Annotated in this window: 16 protein-coding genes; 8 read left to right on the top strand and 8 right to left on the bottom strand. The window is 61.1% G+C overall.

The window, feature by feature from the left end; all coding sequences use genetic code 11:
- Positions 1–366 precede the first annotated feature (366 nt).
- The 4 genes from ACOY6C_RS01335 to flgK are packed head-to-tail and all read right to left on the bottom strand — an operon-like array spanning position 367 to position 5,901.
- Positions 367–2,268: a flagellin N-terminal helical domain-containing protein gene (locus ACOY6C_RS01335; protein WP_420903676.1), complete on the bottom strand. Its 1,902-nt coding sequence runs from the start codon at positions 2,266–2,268 to the stop codon at positions 367–369.
- 58 nt (positions 2,269–2,326) lie between these two features.
- Positions 2,327–2,872, bottom strand: a complete 546-nt coding sequence (gene fliW, locus ACOY6C_RS01330; protein ID WP_420903675.1) for a flagellar assembly protein FliW — start codon at positions 2,870–2,872, stop codon at positions 2,327–2,329.
- Between the two features lie 25 nt (positions 2,873–2,897).
- Entirely contained in the window at positions 2,898–4,091 is a 1,194-nt protein-coding gene (locus ACOY6C_RS01325) for a flagellin N-terminal helical domain-containing protein (protein WP_420903674.1), read from the bottom strand.
- A gap of 37 nt (positions 4,092–4,128) precedes the next feature.
- Positions 4,129–5,901, bottom strand: a complete 1,773-nt coding sequence (gene flgK, locus ACOY6C_RS01320; protein ID WP_420903673.1) for a flagellar hook-associated protein FlgK — start codon at positions 5,899–5,901, stop codon at positions 4,129–4,131.
- A 99-nt stretch (positions 5,902–6,000) separates the two neighbouring features.
- Here flgK and ACOY6C_RS01315 point away from each other — a divergent pair, with 99 nt between their 5' ends.
- Both ACOY6C_RS01315 and ACOY6C_RS01310 read left to right on the top strand, forming a co-directional pair.
- Positions 6,001–6,342 carry a hypothetical protein gene (locus tag ACOY6C_RS01315; protein ID WP_420903672.1) on the top strand — a complete coding sequence of 114 codons (342 nt, stop codon included), beginning with the start codon at positions 6,001–6,003 and terminating at the stop codon, positions 6,340–6,342.
- A 79-nt stretch (positions 6,343–6,421) separates the two neighbouring features.
- Positions 6,422–7,216, top strand: coding sequence for an inositol monophosphatase family protein (locus ACOY6C_RS01310; RefSeq protein ID WP_420903671.1), 795 nt, complete (start codon positions 6,422–6,424; stop codon positions 7,214–7,216).
- A 133-nt stretch (positions 7,217–7,349) separates the two neighbouring features.
- Here the strand turns inward: ACOY6C_RS01310 and ACOY6C_RS01305 are convergent, their stop codons facing one another.
- Both ACOY6C_RS01305 and ACOY6C_RS01300 read right to left on the bottom strand, forming a co-directional pair.
- Positions 7,350–8,222 (bottom strand): flagellin N-terminal helical domain-containing protein, encoded by an 873-nt coding sequence (locus ACOY6C_RS01305; protein WP_420903670.1) that lies wholly within the window; start codon positions 8,220–8,222, stop codon positions 7,350–7,352.
- Between the two features lie 900 nt (positions 8,223–9,122).
- Positions 9,123–9,359 (bottom strand): hypothetical protein, encoded by a 237-nt coding sequence (locus tag ACOY6C_RS01300; protein ID WP_420903669.1) that lies wholly within the window; start codon positions 9,357–9,359, stop codon positions 9,123–9,125.
- Between the two features lie 202 nt (positions 9,360–9,561).
- Between ACOY6C_RS01300 and coaBC the strand changes: the two genes are divergently transcribed.
- From coaBC to ACOY6C_RS01270, 6 genes are all read left to right on the top strand, one after another.
- Positions 9,562–10,851, top strand: a complete 1,290-nt coding sequence (gene coaBC / locus ACOY6C_RS01295; RefSeq protein WP_420903668.1) for a bifunctional phosphopantothenoylcysteine decarboxylase/phosphopantothenate--cysteine ligase CoaBC — start codon at positions 9,562–9,564, stop codon at positions 10,849–10,851.
- A 72-nt stretch (positions 10,852–10,923) separates the two neighbouring features.
- A complete protein-coding gene (locus ACOY6C_RS01290; protein ID WP_420903667.1) occupies positions 10,924–11,385 on the top strand; it encodes an RrF2 family transcriptional regulator in 462 nt (153 codons plus the stop codon).
- Positions 11,382–12,080 carry a HesA/MoeB/ThiF family protein gene (locus ACOY6C_RS01285; protein ID WP_420903666.1) on the top strand — a complete coding sequence of 233 codons (699 nt, stop codon included), beginning with the start codon at positions 11,382–11,384 and terminating at the stop codon, positions 12,078–12,080. Before ACOY6C_RS01290 ends, ACOY6C_RS01285 begins: the two co-directional genes overlap by 4 nt.
- A complete protein-coding gene (gene cysK, locus ACOY6C_RS01280; RefSeq protein WP_420903665.1) occupies positions 12,077–13,006 on the top strand; it encodes a cysteine synthase A in 930 nt (309 codons plus the stop codon). The genes ACOY6C_RS01285 and cysK overlap by 4 nt, the downstream gene beginning before the upstream one ends.
- Entirely contained in the window at positions 13,003–13,977 is a 975-nt protein-coding gene (locus ACOY6C_RS01275; RefSeq protein WP_420903664.1) for a sulfurtransferase TusA family protein, read from the top strand. The genes cysK and ACOY6C_RS01275 overlap by 4 nt, the downstream gene beginning before the upstream one ends.
- 155 nt (positions 13,978–14,132) lie before the next feature.
- Positions 14,133–14,594, top strand: coding sequence for a pilin (locus ACOY6C_RS01270; protein WP_420903663.1), 462 nt, complete (start codon positions 14,133–14,135; stop codon positions 14,592–14,594).
- A gap of 7 nt (positions 14,595–14,601) precedes the next feature.
- On the opposite strand, the gene ACOY6C_RS01265 is transcribed toward ACOY6C_RS01270, so the two are convergent.
- Together ACOY6C_RS01265 and ACOY6C_RS01260 are read right to left on the bottom strand one after the other, a co-directional pair.
- Positions 14,602–15,243: an RloB family protein gene (locus ACOY6C_RS01265; protein ID WP_420903662.1), complete on the bottom strand. Its 642-nt coding sequence runs from the start codon at positions 15,241–15,243 to the stop codon at positions 14,602–14,604.
- The gene (locus ACOY6C_RS01260) at positions 15,240–16,625 is read right to left on the bottom strand and encodes an AAA family ATPase (RefSeq protein WP_420903661.1); all 1,386 of its coding nucleotides are present in this window, start codon (positions 16,623–16,625) and stop codon (positions 15,240–15,242) included. The genes ACOY6C_RS01265 and ACOY6C_RS01260 overlap by 4 nt, the downstream gene beginning before the upstream one ends.
- Positions 16,626–16,819: the final 194 nt, after the last annotated feature.

The raw sequence follows: 16,819 nt of genomic DNA, 5'->3' as shown, positions 1-16,819 counted from the left end.
ATTAAAGCAGCTTTTATGCCAACCCGTTTATCGCACACCTGCCCGCTTTTCCGGGCCCACACCACCCCCAGGGAGGAAAAATTTGCCCGCATCGGCGCCATCCGTCCGATCCATTCGTCAAAAAGATCCCATCTGGTCCAATCCATGGGTCATCCGATTTCCGACACCCAGACACGGTCATTTTGCGGTTTTGACGCTTCCGTCATGGGATGGCCCCCAAAAAAGCCCGACCCCACAAACAGTTCGGGGGCGGAATGACCGCCCCCGAAACCGACTTCCACAATAGGGAATCCCCCCTTATCCCCCGACCGTGCCCTCTGACGAGGGTTCCACGGCAGGACTCCGGATGAATCCGACCGGATGGAACTACTTGAGAAGCTGCAAAGCCAGCTGCGGCTGCTGATTGGCCTGGGCCAGGATGGCCGTGGCCGCCTGCTGCATGATGGAGAGCTGGGTCAGATTGGCGGTCTCGGCGGCGATGTCGGCATCCAGGATGCGCGAACGGGCCGCGGAGACATTCTCCACCACATTCGACAGATTGGCGATGTTGGCCTCGAAACGGTTCTGGATCGCACCCAGCTCGGCACGGGTCGAGGAGACCCGATCGATGGCGCCGGCGATCACCGACAACATCTGCGCCGCCGCCTTGGAACCGTTCAACGGTGGATTGGTGGCATTGGTGGTCGGCGGATCGAACGGCATGGTCGGATCGGTCGGCACCGAGGCGCCGGTGATGTCCACCAGAGGCACGGGCGGGAACCGATTCTGACCCGTGGTGTCGATCAACCAATCCGGCACCACCAGCTTCTCGTTGGTCAACGGCTTGTGCTTGTCGGCGGCAAAGGTCACCGCAGCATTGCGCACATCCATCACCTTGGCCATGTTGACCCCCGCCGTCATGGCGTTGGCCACCGTGCCATTGGTCTGGGCCGCGGCTTTGCCACCGGCGGCGATGATCTTGGCCACGTCGATGCCCAGATCCTTCTTGCCGTTGGTGCCGGCATCCGCCTCGCGGGCGGCGGCGGCGGCGGTCTCGATGTCCGCGCCCAGGCTGATCGCCTGACGGAACGCATCCACCACCACCTTGATGTTGCCCACCGGCACATCCTTGACACCACTCTTCTCGACACCCTTCTCGATCACCAGGCTCACATCCGGAGCCGTGCCCATGGCCAACGCCACCGTGTATTTGGTGTCATTGAGGGCGGTGGCGGCGGTGGTGGCCGCGGCGGCATCCGTGGATGCCTGGGTCTGATCGCCGGTTCCGCCGATGTAGGCCGCCGAACTCGTCGAAGCGGCGGTGGCGGCGGTGATGGCCGCATCCAGGTTCTGGCCGAAGGTGGTGGTGGTGTCCGCCAGATCCGTCACCTTGCGATGCGCGGTGATGATCGTGCTCAGACGCGCACTGCCCAGACCGGAAGCATCCGAATATTGCGGATTGTCGGCAATGATCTTGTCCGCGGCGGTGATCGCGTCATCGTTGGGATCGGCTGCCGCGATCTTGGTCTTGAGATCCGTGGCATTATCCTCGAAGCCGAACGCCTTGATCATGCTGTCCTCGGCATCGTTCGGCACGATCGCCCACGGGGCCGGCTTGGAGTCGTCCGCGTTGGCCAGGGCGTTGATGCCCACCGACAACGAGGAGCTGAACAGTTTGCTGCCCGGCTTCGGCTCCTTGGGCGCGCTGATCGCCATGCCCTTCACCTTGGCGTTGAGCACGCTTTCCGCCGCATTCGGATTGGAAAGCTGCGGCAGGGCCAACAGGGTGTTGGCGCGGGCGTCGGCCAGGTTCACGGTGACGGTCTGGTCGGCACGGGCACCCACCTGGAACACCAACGGCTGGGTCTTGCCGTTGAGCATCGGCCAGTTGTTGAATTCGGTCTCCTGGGCCACCCGCTCCATCTCGCCCAACAGTTGATTGATCTCCTGTTGCAGGCTGACGCGATCCTCGTCGCTGTTGGTGGCGTTGGCCGCCTGCACCGCCAGCTCGTTCATGCGTTGCAGCATGTTGGAGTGCTCGGCCAGAGCCCCCTCGGCCACCTGCGACACGGAGATGCCGTCGTTGGCATTGCGCACCGCCTGGGTCAGACCGCGAATCTGCGAGGTCATGCGGTTGGAAATGGCCAAACCTGCCGCATCATCGCCGGCGGTATTGATGCGCAACCCCGTGGAGAGACGGGCGAAAACCTTGTTCAGTTCTCCACCGGAGTGCAACAACCCCCGCTGTGTGGTCAAAGAAGCGACGTTGGTATTGATGTAAAGCGGCATGGTTTGGGTTCCTTACAAATTTGGTTTCGATTGCGATCGAGTCGTCTTGTTCGTTCGGTCAGCCGGCGGCGGCCATGCGTTGCGGCATCATCTTCTCGCCGCGCCGGATACGGCGCCGCGCCTCCTGATGACCCTGACGACGCTTCTCGGCCTCGCGCTCCTGCATGTAGGTCTGACGCAGATCCTGCGGGATCAACGGCTGCCGGGGCGAATATTCCTTGATCAGAATCTGACGGCCCATGCGGTTCACGGTGTTCACCACCACCGGACCGGCCAGATTGGTGCGCATCTCCTCGGGACGCCCTTCCGGGATCGTCACCAGCGTGAAGATCTCCACCTCCTCGCCGGACGGACAACCGATCGCCTCGGCATCGGCGTCCAGGATCACGAACTCCATGTCGCCGAAGAAGTCGAACGGATTGATGACGATGAAGGCGATCTCCGGCTCGTCCACCGATTGCAACCAGAAGAATGAGGAGTCCTGCCCGTAAGGGAAGAGAAGAAACCGTCTGCTCAACGGGAAACCAAGCAGACCCTCGTTGAGGATGATGACCTCTTCGTCCTTGAACTCCAACACGCCGAACCGGGTTCCGTGAATTTCCATCTTTCGTGCCTCCACTCCCTAACTCTTACCGAATAAAATCAATTAAAGAGGTGTTCATGACCTGTCTTTGCGAGGCGGTCATGACCTGCAAGGCCTGGGAGGCCTGTTCCAAATCGGACAGCACCTTGAACAGATCGGCTTCGACGTTGTCGGCGCGCAGTTTGGTCAACGAACTCTCATCCGACTCCAACGTGGTGGTCACGGATTGCACCTGGGTCGTGCGGATCCCCGTGACCCCTTGCAAATCCGATACCTGAGCGCGAGCTTCCTGTACCCGATTCAATTGCAATGCCACTTCTTTCGTATCCGCGCGCAAAAGTGCGCCGCGCAGGGCGGCCATGGCGCCGAGAATGTTGACGCCGCGCGAATAACCTCCCGTACCTTCAAGGAGTTCGCTGCCAGTCACATTCCCCTGCAACGTCGAGCCGGACTGCACGCGGATCGGACGATCCTCGCTGCCCCCCTGATACTGGGGCACCACCTCGAAGTAATAGACATCCCCGATCTGGGGTTGTCCGGTGACGGTAAATTTGACACCCCCGCCCAGATCCAGTTGACCATCGGCATCCAGCGACACCGGCGCCGTGGTGACATCGGTACCGTTGACGTTGGCCTGATACTGGTTGCTGGCCGCCACGTAGGTGATCTTGACGCTCATCGGCACATCCGACGGAACCTGACCTGCGGTCACCGACCCGGAAAACCCGGTTCCCGCCGAGGTGAGGGTGGTGGCGTCCTTGCGTTTCACCTGCACGGCGGTCGCGGTCAGATTTTTGGAATCAAAGGGTTTTTGCGTCTTTCCCCCTCCGAAGATCGGCACCTCGTCCAACTCGGTGTTGATGCCGCTGATCATTTCCTGATACCAGGCGAGAGGCTTTTCCGCCGCAGCCTTCAAGATGGTCGGCGAACCGTCCAGCATGCTCTCGCCCATCTGCAACACCATGTCCTGGGCATCGACCAGGGCGTCATGGATCTGACTCATGTGGCTGTCGGCCAGAGTCAACCGTTCGGCGGCGGACATGGTGGTCTTCTTCAGGCTCTCCACCCCGGAGAGGTCCGAAGAGAAGATCATGTGGCGATAGACCCCGGTCGGATCGTCCGAGGGACGGTTGGTCTTGTAGCCGTTGCTCTGTTCCTGGACCTTCAACATCTCCTGCTGCTGGCCCTGGAGCGCCGAAGCGCCGGTCTTGAACAGCAGATTGTTGGTCACGCGCATCATGGGAAAGACTCCTTCACACCCGTATCATTAACTCGAATCAGACCATCTGGATCAGGGTCTGCATCAGATCATCGGCCACGCTGACCATTTTGCTCGAAGCCTGGAAGGCTCTTTGAAAGCGGATCAGATCGGTCAACTCCTCTTCCAGCGACACCCCGGAGAGGGATTCGCGGGAGTTGCTCAAGAAGGTCTGAGCCGCCTGCTGGGCGGTCAGGGATTCGGTATCCTGGTTGATCAGCGAACCCAGCTCACCCACCATGGTGGCGTAGTGACCGGTCAGCGAAGCGCTGTTGCCGAACAACATGAATTTCGTGGAACGCAGATTCCCCATCAACAGGGCGCCCTGACTGTTGGCGTCGTCGTGGACCACCGCCGTGGGCAATCCCTGGGCGTCGCTGGCCTTGACGATCAGACGCCCCTGCCCCACCAGATCCGGATTGCTCAGCAGCTCCGCGCTGACCGCCATATCCTGGGCGCCCTTGCCGGAGATCAGCGCGCCGACTCCCAGGGCCGCCAGGATGCCGCTCTCGTCCATGACCACGCCGAGCTTGGAGCCGGCGTTCTCGGCGGAAATCTTCAATTTGTTGTCGCTGGTGATCTCGGCCTGCACCCCGTCCAGGGCATCGATGGCCTGCTGCACCTGCCGCAGGGTCATGGTGGTGGTGATATCGACCGCGGCACTCGGGGTCAGGGCGCTCTCGGTGCCGGTGGCAAAGACCAGACGGCCCGAGGTGACGCGGGAGAGATCCACCGGCGCCCCTTGATAGGTGGCCGCCTTGTTGTCGGTGACCACGCCCGAAAGCGCGGTATCCAGATCCGAACCGAGATACATCAGGCCGGTCATGTCCGACACCATGCTGTTGCCCACCGACACGGTGTTGGCCCGGTTGAACTGCCAACGCAGCTCATCGGCCAGGGACTCGAGCTTGGAAAGCACGCCCGTATCCCCATGCACCACCTCGTCGCGCAGCTCCAGCAATCCCCCGAGCTTGCCGCCCTTGATCTTGTCCTGCCCGATCTCGCGCCCCCCGATGCCGATGGCGCTGAAACCGGTGTCGGTCTTGACGTTGGTGAGCCGTCCGAACTTGGCCGAGTAGGTGGCATCGGCCAGAAGCTCCTGACCACGCGAACTCATCACCTGGACCTCGCCGTTCTCCATGGGGATGGTGCGGATGTCGATGATCTGGCCCAGTTCCAGCAACATCTTGTTGCGCTGATCCTTGAGATCCAGGGCCGGGCTGCTCGCCTCGGTGCGCACGATGGTGTTGTTGATCTCCTGAATCGCCTTGAGGCGGGTGTTGATGTCGTCCAGCACCACGGAGATCTCTTTATCCAAAGGCAGGGCGGATTCGCTCAACGCCTCGGACATCTTGTTGAAGTCCTGGGCAACGCTCTCGGCCTTGGCGATCAGTTGATAGCGCGCCACGGCATTGCCGGGATTGTCCGCCAGCGTATCCGCGGCGTCGAAGAACCCTTCGAGTCCCTGGGAGAGACCGTTGCCGTCCATGTCGTTGAAGACATCCTCGATCAACTTGGTATACTTGTCGCGAGTCTCCAGACGTCCCAGCTCGCCGGTACCCAGTTGCAAACGGCGATCCACCAGCTCATCGATCTGACGCCGCACATCGGCGATGCGCACGCCGTTGCCGCCGTAATCGGCCTGGGTGCCGCGCATCGACTCCAGCTCGACCGTCTGCCGGGTGTAACCGGTGGTGTTGGCGTTGCTGATGTTGTGCGAAATCGTCTGCAATGCCCCCTGGGAAGCGAAGATTCCCAGTTTGGATACGTTCAACAGGCTGCCAAGAGACATGATTCCAGAAGCTCCCCAGTGATCTTGAATGTGCACGTCGGCGGAACGCAGGCTCCCTCCGCTCCGCGTTGCTCCGGGTTCGGAAGATCCGTAGTCACGATGGCCGCCTTGGTTCGTCTGGCCGTGACCAGCCGTTGCCCAAGATTATTGCAGAAGGCGTGCCAACATCAAAAAACAGCTTTTCGATCGGGTGGGAAACTTTCGAAAACGCCACGCATTGATTTGTTTCAAAAGCAAAAATACTGTCGCGTCCCCATCCCGGATCCAATCCGGATCCGCGACTGGACGGATGGCGGGCAGGCAAATTTTGTCCCAGGTGATGACGGAATCGGGCGGCAAATGTTTCCGGCGGGTGGCTTTGTCGGGCTGGTCGTGTTAACGTGTGCCGGCGTGCAAGGATGGCACGCTCCATTGAACCCCACCCTGAAGGATCGTTCTTGACCATGCCCGGTCGGAGCGCGTGCGCGCGCCTCAACTGGCCCGTTCGCACGATCACATCGTTTTACAAGGAGAATTCAGCATGCCCCATTCCCCCCCGATGAACATCGCCTTGCGCGCCGCCTTCAAGGCGGGCGGTCTGGCACGGGAGTGGTTCGACCGACGCCACGAACTGGAAGTCCGGGAAAAGGGCAAAAACGACCTGGTGACCAGCGCGGATCTGGCCGTGGAGGAGGAGATCGTCTTCCAACTGAAGAAGGCCTATCCCAAATACGGCGTGCTGGCCGAGGAGAAGGGTGGCAAACTGCCGACGGATCGACCCTGTTGGATTGTTGACCCCATCGACGGCACCCTCAATTTCGCCCACGGCCTTCCACACTTCGCCATCTCCATCGCTCTGCTCGAAGAGGGCAAACTGGTCTCCGGACTGGTGCACGATCCGATGCGGGATGAGACCTTCGTGGCCGAACGGGGACGCGGGGCCTATCTCAACGACCGTCGCATCCGCGTCCCCGACCGCCGCGGACTCCAGGGGTGCCTGCTGGCCACCGGATTTCCCCATCGCCGTCTGGAACGGCTGCCCGGATACCTCAAGGCGTTCGAAAGCTTCTTCCCTCTGGTGGCGGATCAACGCCGGCTGGGTTCGGCGGCCCTGGATCTGGCCTATGTGGCGGCGGGACGTTACGATGGATTCTGGGAGATGGGGCTGGCCCCGTGGGACATTGCCGCCGGTGCGTTGTTGGTGCGTGAGGCGGGCGGGATGATCAGCGATTTCGCGGGCGAGGAGAATTTTCTGGTTTCGGGCAACGTGGTGGCCGGGCCCATGGCGGTGCATGGCGAGATGTTGGCGCTGATTGGTCAGGCCGGTCTGGCTTGACACCCCTTTCCGGCCCGCCCGCTCCCCGAGGAGAGCATCCTCGGAGAAACGGACGGGGCGAGAACCGGAAAGGAGATCAAGTCCCGCGTGGAACCCCCTGGCGGACGTTCCACGATCACGACAGGCTCGAAACCTACCGCGAGGCAAGCAACGTCAAGGCGATCGACGGCTGCTGATTGGCCTGGGCCAGAATCGCCACCCCAGCCTGCTGCAGGATGGAGTTCTTGGTCAGATTCGAGGTCTCCAGCGCGATGTCGGCATCCTGAATGCGCGAACGGGCGGCATCGGTGTTCTCGACCACGTTGGCCAGATTGGCGACGATGCTCTCGAAACGGGTCTGCATGGCACCCAGATTGGCGCGGATGCTCGACACCGAATTCAGGGCATTGTCGATCACACTGATGGTCGATTGCGCCTTGGCCAGGGTCGAGATGCCGAAATTGGTGGTGGCAGCCGTGCTCAAACCCAACATCGAAACCGTGGTGCGCTGAATCGATACCAGCACGGTCTGCCCGGCATTCGGACCCACCTGGAAATAACCAGCGAAGTGACTGGTGGCCGGAGCCAGATTGATACCGTCGGTGCTGCCGCCAAACAGAGCCTTGCCGTTGAACTGGCTGGCCTTGGAGATGCGATCCACTTCGGAAAGAAGCTGGGCCAGCTCGGTCTGGAGCGACAGGCGATCCTGATCGCTGTTGGTGGCATTGGCGGACTGGACGGCCAGTTCACGCATGCGTTGCAGGGCGGAAGAGGTCTCGCTCAGAGCCCCCTCGGCCACCTGCACCAGAGAGATGCCATCATTGGCATTGCGGCTGGCGGTGTTCATGCCGCGAATCTGCGCGGTCATGCGGGTGACGATGGCCAGACCCGCCGCATCATCCTTGGCGGTGTTGACCCGCAGGCCGGACGACAGACGCTGGAACGTCTGGGTCAGGGCAGTGGTGTTCTTGGTCAGTTGCCGCTGCGCATTGATGGAAGCGATGCTGCCGTTGATGGTGAGAGCCATGGTAAATCCTCCTCTTCTATTAAAGATGGTTCTCGGGCGAGGTTTTTCTGCCGAGCAAGTTTGATGGTCCTTCCCTGGAATGCCTTGTGGGTTAACGTTCTCGGGCCTAACCCCCACCCTTGAAACTGCCTTTTCCTACGATCCGTGCCTGATTCGCACCGCCCGGCCTTCGCTCGCAACCTGTCGAACCCATCGCCGTCCGGCATCCGTGCCAGGATCAGCCTGGACACTCGATTAAAATTCACCTTGATCCATTAATCGTCTGGCTTGAGATGCGACTTGAACACTTTTTCCAGTTCCGTCGCGTTTTTCCCTCCAGAGGGGTCTTGACCCGATCGCCGCTGCCTGATCATTCATGGTCAAATTCACCCTTAATCAAATTATCGGATGGCCACATGGCGACTTGAGAAGTTTTTTGGGGCGCCCCCTCCCCGGTTCCAGCCGTGCCGGAGAGGATGCTGCCTGCGCAAGATTGCCAAAGAGGGAAGAGGCCGAGAAACTGCGGCCAGAAGCGCGACAAACCGCGTGGCAAAGTGCGTGATCAAGCGGCCAGAAGCGCGACAAACCGCGTGGCAAACCGCGTGGCAAAGTGCGTGGCAAAGTGCGTGGCAAAGTGCGTGATCAAGCGGCCAGAAGCGCGACAAACCGCGTGGCAAAGCACGCGAAAAGAGGAACGGGGAAATCCCAAGGGCTTGGCCCTTGGCCCCCGCCAAAAGTAGGGAGACTGAATGATTGACGAGTATCTTTACACAGAGCGGGGGCACCGCCAGTCGCGGCCTCTCTGCGACGAAAAATTACTAAGAATATTCATGCTTTGTCGATCAACAACTTAAATAATTACAATCCGCGCCACTCGATCCGGGGACCCCCTCTCCCCGGATCACGCCATCCGCATCGCGCTCAATCCCGCTGCACGAACGACCGGATCTTCTCCGACCATCCGGCGGGCAGTCCCATCCGGTCCAACACCTCGGGATGGTGCCGAAATCCCTGGGTCAGCCCCACCAATCCGGCCAGCAGCACCAGCATCCAAATCAACAGACGGGCGCTGTTGGCCACAATCTTGATCACGCCCAACAGCGTCAACAACCCACCACCAATCAACACCAGCCAGGTCATGCCATCACCTCCACCCATGCCGCCTCCGGAATTTGCCCCTCGTTGCACCAACCGTCGAATAGCACACAATGCCTCAATTCGTCGTTTTATACCAGACTCTCCGCACCCCTTCTTTGAAGAAACCGGTTGACCAACACAGGAACGTGAAAAAGAAATTGACTTGCACATACAAAAAATGGATAATTTTTTTCTTGATCTCCATCAAAAGGGAGGGCAACCCTTGAATTTCTGGAACGGCAAACGGATCGTCATCGGTCTGGGTGGCGGCATCGCGGCCTACAAGTGTCTGGAGTTGATCCGTCGTCTGCGGGAGGCCGGCGCCGCGATCACCCCGGTGGCAACCCCGGATGCGCTGCGTTTCGTCACGCCACTGACGCTGCAAGCCTTGAGCGGCACCCCCGCCCGCACCGAACTGTTCGCGCCCAGCGAGCCCGATGGCATGGATCACATCCGCCTGGCGCGGGAGGCGGATCTGCTGATCGTGGCCCCGGCCACCGCCAATCTGCTCGCGCGCATGGCCCAGGGTCAGGCCGACGACCTTCTGACCGCCCTGCTGCTGGCCCGGCGCGGACCGGTGCTGGTGGCGCCGGCCATGAACCCGGCCATGTGGGAACACCCGGCCACCCGTCGCAACGTCCTGACCCTGCGGGAGGATGGCATCCTCTTCGCAGGGCCGGAAACCGGCCCCATGGCCTGCGGCGAAGATGGCCAGGGGCGCATGTCCGAACCGGCCACGATCCTCGAGGCCGCGCGTCGGGCGCTGACACCCAAGATCCTCGCCGGACGCCGCATCCTGATCACCGCCGGTCCGACCCGTGAAGAGCTTGATCCGGTCCGCTATCTCACCAACCACTCCTCCGGCAAGATGGGTTGGGAGATCGCCCGGGCCGCCCTGCGCGCCGGAGCCCAGGTGGATCTGGTGCAGGGTCCGGTCTCCCTCGCCCCACCGCTGGGGGTCCGGCTCCATCCGGTCACCTCGGCTTGCGACATGCTCGAAGCGGTCTTGAGCGTCTGGTTGCGCAACCGGTGCGGCCAGACCGGCCCGGACGCAGCGATCTTGAGCGCGGCGGTCGCCGATTACCGACCCGAAACGCGCCAGACGGATAAAATCAAGAAAGGGGCCGAACCTGGGAATCTCACCCTCTCCCTGGCGCCCAATCCGGACATCCTCGCCATGCTTTCGGCCTGGAGCGGAGTCCGCTTGCGCGACGGCAGACAACGGGTGGTGGTGGGATTCGCCGCCGAAACCGGTCAGGCCCTGGAACGCGGCAGGGAAAAACGGCTCCGCAAAGGATGCGATCTGATGGCGATCAACGACGTGAGCGCACCCGGAAGCGGCTTCGGCACCGATACCAATGCCGTGACCCTCATCGGTCGCGATGGCCTCGAGGATCCCTGGCCGCTCCTGTCCAAGGAGTTGGTGGCCGAACGGCTGATCGCGGCGGTTGCCGACTGGCTGGACCATCCGCGGGTTCCGGACCCGCGCATGGATCGCTGTAACCCGACATGATCGCGGGGCCCCCGCCCCCATCCGTGCGGGTTCCGAACGGAACTCCACGGCAACCCCAAGGGATGAACGACGATGTTGAAATTCTCCAAAAAACTGCTCTACGCCATCGAGGCGGTGACGGATATCGCCTACAACTCCACGGGCGAACCGGTGCAAATCCGCGAGGTGACGAGTCGTCAGGGGGTGCCGCAACGGTATCTGGAACAGGTGATGCAACGTCTGGTGCGCGCCGGGATCCTCAAGGGGGTACGCGGTCCGCGCGGCGGCTATCTGTTGGGACGGGAACGGGCACGGATCTCGGTGGGCGACATCGCCCGCGTGGTCATGGACGTGGCCGAATCCAGCGAAGCGGGTCTCCCCCCGGACGCGGCCACCGGTCCGATCGGTCGGGTGGTGATCCGACCCTTGTGGGGGGAGTTCCAGGAAAAAATCCTGCTGATGATGGATACCGTCTCCATCGAGGAGTTGACCACCCGCGCCTTTCGCGGCGGCGTGCCGAGCGAAAGCTGCGACCGGATCACCTATTCGATATGAACGCGGGCACGGCGCCGGATGGCGTGCTGCTCATCGGCGCCGGAGGTCTGGGATGCGCGGTGGCGCTGGCCCTGGCTGGCTCGCCCATCACCCGGCTGGTGATCGCCGACGACGACCGGATCGCCCTCTCCAACCTCCACCGCCAGATTCTTTTCACCATGCGCGACCTGGGGGCTTTCAAGGCCGATACGATCGCGGCTCGCGTGGCCACCCGACAACCGGCATGCACCGTCACCACCCTGCGCGCCCGGCTCGACACCCCGCAGGCGATTGCCGAGGTGGCGCGTCACCAGACGGTGACCATCGATGCCTCGGACAACTTCGCCACCCGCTTCGCGGCCAACGACGCGGCCATCCGCCACCGTTTTCCGCTGGTGCACGGCGCAGCCATCGGCATGACCGGTCAACTGCTGACCATCGATCCGGGACGCTCGGCCTGTCTGCGCTGTCTGTTCGGAGGACCGCCCGAGACCGAGGGAGCCACCTGCCAGAACGCAGGGGCGCTCGGTTCCCTGGTCGGCGAGGTGGGTTGGCTGATGGCCCTCGAGGCGGTTAAACTGTTGTATCGAACCGGTCGCCCCCTGTGGAACCGTCTGCTGACGATCGATGCCCTGCGCGGCAGGCGTCGCACGGTTCCCCTGCGACCCGCTTCCCATTGCGCGTGCCAACTCCAACCCGGATCCGACCCGACATGAGACACAAAATTCTCGCCAACATCACCGAGACCATCGGCAATACCCCGCTGGTTCGGGTCAACCGTCTGCATGGCGATCTGCCCGTGGAGATCCTCGCCAAGCTGGAGTATTTCAATCCCATGGGTTCGGTGAAAGATCGCATCGCCCTCTCCATGATCGAGGCCGGCGAGCAGGCGGGGCAGATCAACCCCCAAACGGTGGTGATCGAACCCACCTCGGGCAACACCGGCATCGCCCTGGCCGGAATCTGCGCGGCCAAGGGGTTGAAACTCATCCTCACCATGCCGGATTCCATGACCCAGGAACGACGCAAACTCTTCGCCCTGCTCGGTGCCAACGTGGTGCTCACACCCGCCAAGGAGGGAATGCGCGGCGCGATCCAAAAGGCCAAGGAGCTTTTGCGGCAAGAGAAACACGGCTTCATGCCCAACCAGTTCGACAACCCGGCCAACCCCCGGATTCACGCCGAAACCACCGCCCGGGAGATCCTCGACGACACCGATGGCCAACTCGACATGCTGGTCGCCGGAGTCGGCACCGGCGGTTCGTTGTCGGGCATGGCGCAAACCTTGAAAAAAATCCTGCCCGATCTCTGGGTGGTGGCCGTGGAGCCGGCCAACTCGCCGGTTCTCTCCGGCGGCATGCCCGGTCCGCACAAAATCCAGGGGCTGGGCGCGGGATTCGTCCCGCCGGTGCTCGACCGGAGCCTGATCAACGAGGTGGTGCGCTGCGGGGATGATCTGGCCATCGAGACCGCCCGACTGCTGGCCACCCGCGAGGGGATCGCCTGCGGGATCTCCGGTGGCGCGGCCCTGGCGGCCACGTTGCAGGTGGCCAGCCGACCGGAATTTTCCGGCAAACGGGCGGTGGTGATCATCCCGGACATGGCCGATCGCTATCTTTCCACCGAGCTGCCCCCCGCATGACCCGCGATGCCCGCGCGCCGGAGTGGGCGGAACGCTACTCCCGACAGATCATCCTCAAAGAGATCGGCGGCCAGGGGCAGATGCGACTCGATCGGGCCGTGGTGGGCCTGGTGGCCGACTCCGAGATCCTGGTCACCACCCTGCTCTATCTGGCCGGAGCCGGCATCGGCACCCTGCGGATCCGCCACCCGGATCCGACACGGATCGAGCCGACCTTGGCCTGGGCCAGGGATCTCAATCCCACGGTGACCATCGCATGCGCCGGTGTCGATACGCCCATCGACACCTGGCTGGCCGGCCTGGAGCTGGTCATCGATCTGGATCAGGGGTGGCCGGAACGGCATCGCGCCTGTCATGCGGCCCGCATCCCGCTTCTGACCACCTGGTGTGATGCCGACGGATTGGCCTGGATCAGCGGATCCAGGGCCAGCCTCGATCCCGCCCTGCCGTGTCTCGCCTGCGCGCCCCCGCCGGACCCTTCGGAACCACCGGCCCCATGGGCCACTCTGTGGCAGGGGTTGTCCGGCACGCGCCTGGCCACCGAGGCCATCAAGTATCTGCTCGACATCGGCGATCGCGCGGTGTGGGATCACGCCCTGGCCCTGGATGTGACCCGTGGCGAACCGGATCGTCGGCCACGCCGCAAACGACCCGATTGCCCGGTCTGCGCCCGAACCGCCTCCCGCCACGAGGCCGCCAACCGGACGCGGCAGCTCTCCGCCCCGTCCGACCAGGAGGCCGACGCCTTTCTGGACATCACCGCCGACACCTGCCCCATGACCTTCGTGCGCGTCAAGCTGCGTCTGGAGACCATGGCATCCGGTCAGACCCTGCGGGTCCGGCTGAGTGGCGGCGAGCCGTTGATGAATGTTCCGCGCACCTTGCGCGATCAGGGATTCAAGGTCTCGGAACCTTGGAACGAGCAGGGTGTTTTTGGTTTGCTGGTCGAAAAAACATCGGATTCAGATTGACGTCCATCCCAGGATGATGTTGACAAACGAACGCTTTCGGGCCAAAAAGAAGGCACGGGAAACGGCTGTCCGGTGTACTCCGGAAGGAGGTTCCACGGAAAATGGATGAGGGTTTCCCCCATCCGCAAGTTGGTTGGATCGTGGGGAGTGGAAAAATGAACGGACGGATGCGCGCCAACGCCGGTTTCACCCTGATCGAGCTGATGATCGTGATCGCGATCGTCGTGCTGATGATCGCGGTCGCCTATCCCGCCTATCAGGAGCACGATGCCCGTGCCCAGGCCAAGGAGGCGGTCACGGTGATGACCGGCATGAAAGATGCGCTGCTCGCCCATCATCGTGCCAAGGGGAGCGTTCCCGCCAACCCGGATGAGCTGCACCCCACCCAGCGCAGCCGCCATATCGCCTCGATCGCCTTTTCGGCCCCTCCGGCTCCCGACGGCGCGGCGGTGGCCCTGGAGATGCGGACCACCTTTGACCCCAAGACCGCCAATCCCAAGATCGCCGGCAAGACCCTCCATTTCGGCACCCGCGATGGCGGTGCCACCTGGCAGTGCAGCGCCGGCTCCGAACCCACCGCCCTGCCGGCCAGGCTGCTGCCCAGCGCCTGCAAGTGACGGGAATTTATTGAATCGGGAACGTTTCGAGCCTTGAAATCAACCGGTCGATTTCGGTCGATGGGGAGGAAAAGCGTATTTTCTGTTGCTGTTCGCGCAACAGTTGTGCGTTTCTGATCGCCTGACTCTGACCGTTGGGATAGTGCTTTTTCAAGAGATCGAACACCTTGGGATTGGATTTTTGGTAGACCATGCCCACCTGCTGGCCAAACCGCTGGCACGCTTCGTCACAATTGCTGAAAGACGCATCGGTCAAGCCCTGGTGCAGAATGAACCAGAATTCGATGCATGGGACGGAAACATACACCTCGATGGCTGGTTCCGTTTGGGCCTGAGCAATCGCCTGATCGAACCGATTTTTTTCTGCTCCACCTCGCAAAATGCAATCTCCGTCGAATACGGCGCACACCTCGTCGAAATCTCTCCTGCCCTGCACATCCCTGACTTGCCGGACGATGCTCAACGGATCCGTGTAAGGCTTTCTGGGGGGCTGCACTTTCACACCTGACAGCTTCTCGGCACGCACCAAATCATCCAAATAGCTGAAGCCGCTATTGGTGTCTTCGCACAAGATCAACAACCTTCTGCTTTTCCCCCGCCCGCCTGCCCGACGGTCCGCGTGCGGCTTGGGGGCTCTCATCTTGCTCATGATGCCTCCCCGCCGTGCTCCACGCCCATCTCCGACAACCGCTGCTTACGCAACACCATGGGCACGGCTCCGAACAGACCATCCAGATAATCCCGTTGCAGGTTCCCGCCCCTCCCCTTGAGATCAAAGTCGGAGAGCGCATAAAAATGCGAAGCATGATCGCGCTTTTTGTTCATCAACCACACCTGATCCGGACGCAGCAGGATTTGATCCAATAAACTCGTCTCGTGCGTGGCAACAATCAACTGGCCATTATTGGGATTCGCAGCCGGTTCCTGAAACAACTCCAATAAAAATCGAGCCAATCTGGGATGCAGGCCCTCTTCGATCTCATCCAGGAAACAAACCTGCCCCTTATCCAACATGGTTTTCCATTGCCCAGCCAGGGCAAGCATCCGAATCGTTCCGGAGGACTCCATTCCAACTTCAAATGAGACTTTTCCTCCAGATGCGGGAACTGTTCGAATTGTTTTTAATGTCCATTGATTTATTTTAATAATCCCATAAATTCGCTTATAATCTTTCTCTCTGATCGCATCCTCCAATTGCGATCGGACCTTTGATGGAAATCCAATGGGAGGATTTTGAATAAAGTCAGTTACGATGGCGGACAACAGATCTTCGGGTAATTCTTGATCATCATCCAACGCCAGATCTTCAATACCCAGATCAGCCGCTTTCAAAAAATCCAAAACCCACTGACGTCCAGAAGTGTTTTTGAAAATATTGATGGTTTCTGAAAAATCAATCTTTTTATCAGGAACCAAAACAAGCAATTTACCGTGAAACCACTTGTAAACCGCATCCAGTTCAAGACAAAGCGTTGGTTTCTGCTGTCCCAGTCTGGTCAAAGCCAACCAATCCTCGGGCAGCGATTGCACCGCATCCACGATTCCAGCACCCAGATCGCTCTCCACTTCAAAACGATCTTCATCGGCCTGATAGGCGCGGGTGAAAATCGTCCTGGCTCCCTTTGGCAAAAAGGCATACAGCCACTCTTGTACCACCCTCTGCCGATCCACCTCGAAGCCATACTGATAGCGCACCCGGTTCGCGACAAAGATCATCTCGAATTGGCCTGGCTGATTTCTGGCCTGAGGATTGAGCAGGAAGGGCTCTTCAAAAAGCGGGGCATCCGCCTCTTTGCGATTGGAATTCAACACCAAATGGCGCATGAAATGGGCGGCTCGGATCAGGTTGCTTTTGCCCGAGGCATTGGGACCATACACCACGGCGGTGCGCAGCAGACGGCGCGGTTGCTGCTTGAGCCCGGATGGGAACGCATTCTCCGGCAGGCGCCCGATCTGACGCACTGGCGAAAGGTCCAGCACGATCGGCTCGTGGATCGATCGAAAATTCGCGACGGTAAACTCGATCAGCATCTGAACATTCAACCTGGTTGGTGGGGAATTGCGGAGATTTTTCGGCCACCGCTAACTTGCATGATGGGGGGAGCCCCCCCTCACCCCCCGCACCATGGACCTCCCTTCGGGAGTTCCATGGTAAAAAGAAACCGCGTGCAATCTTTCTGCAAACCTTAACCCATGGGCCTGCAAAAATAAAGCCGTCGCGCCTT

Origin of the sequence: Candidatus Magnetaquiglobus chichijimensis (assembly GCF_045865675.1) — a bacterium.
Classification (GTDB): Bacteria; Pseudomonadota; Magnetococcia; order Magnetococcales; family Magnetaquicoccaceae; genus Magnetaquiglobus; species Magnetaquiglobus chichijimensis.
The sequence above is the reverse complement of the archived record's forward strand: the minus strand, read 5'-3'. Positions and strand labels throughout refer to the sequence as shown.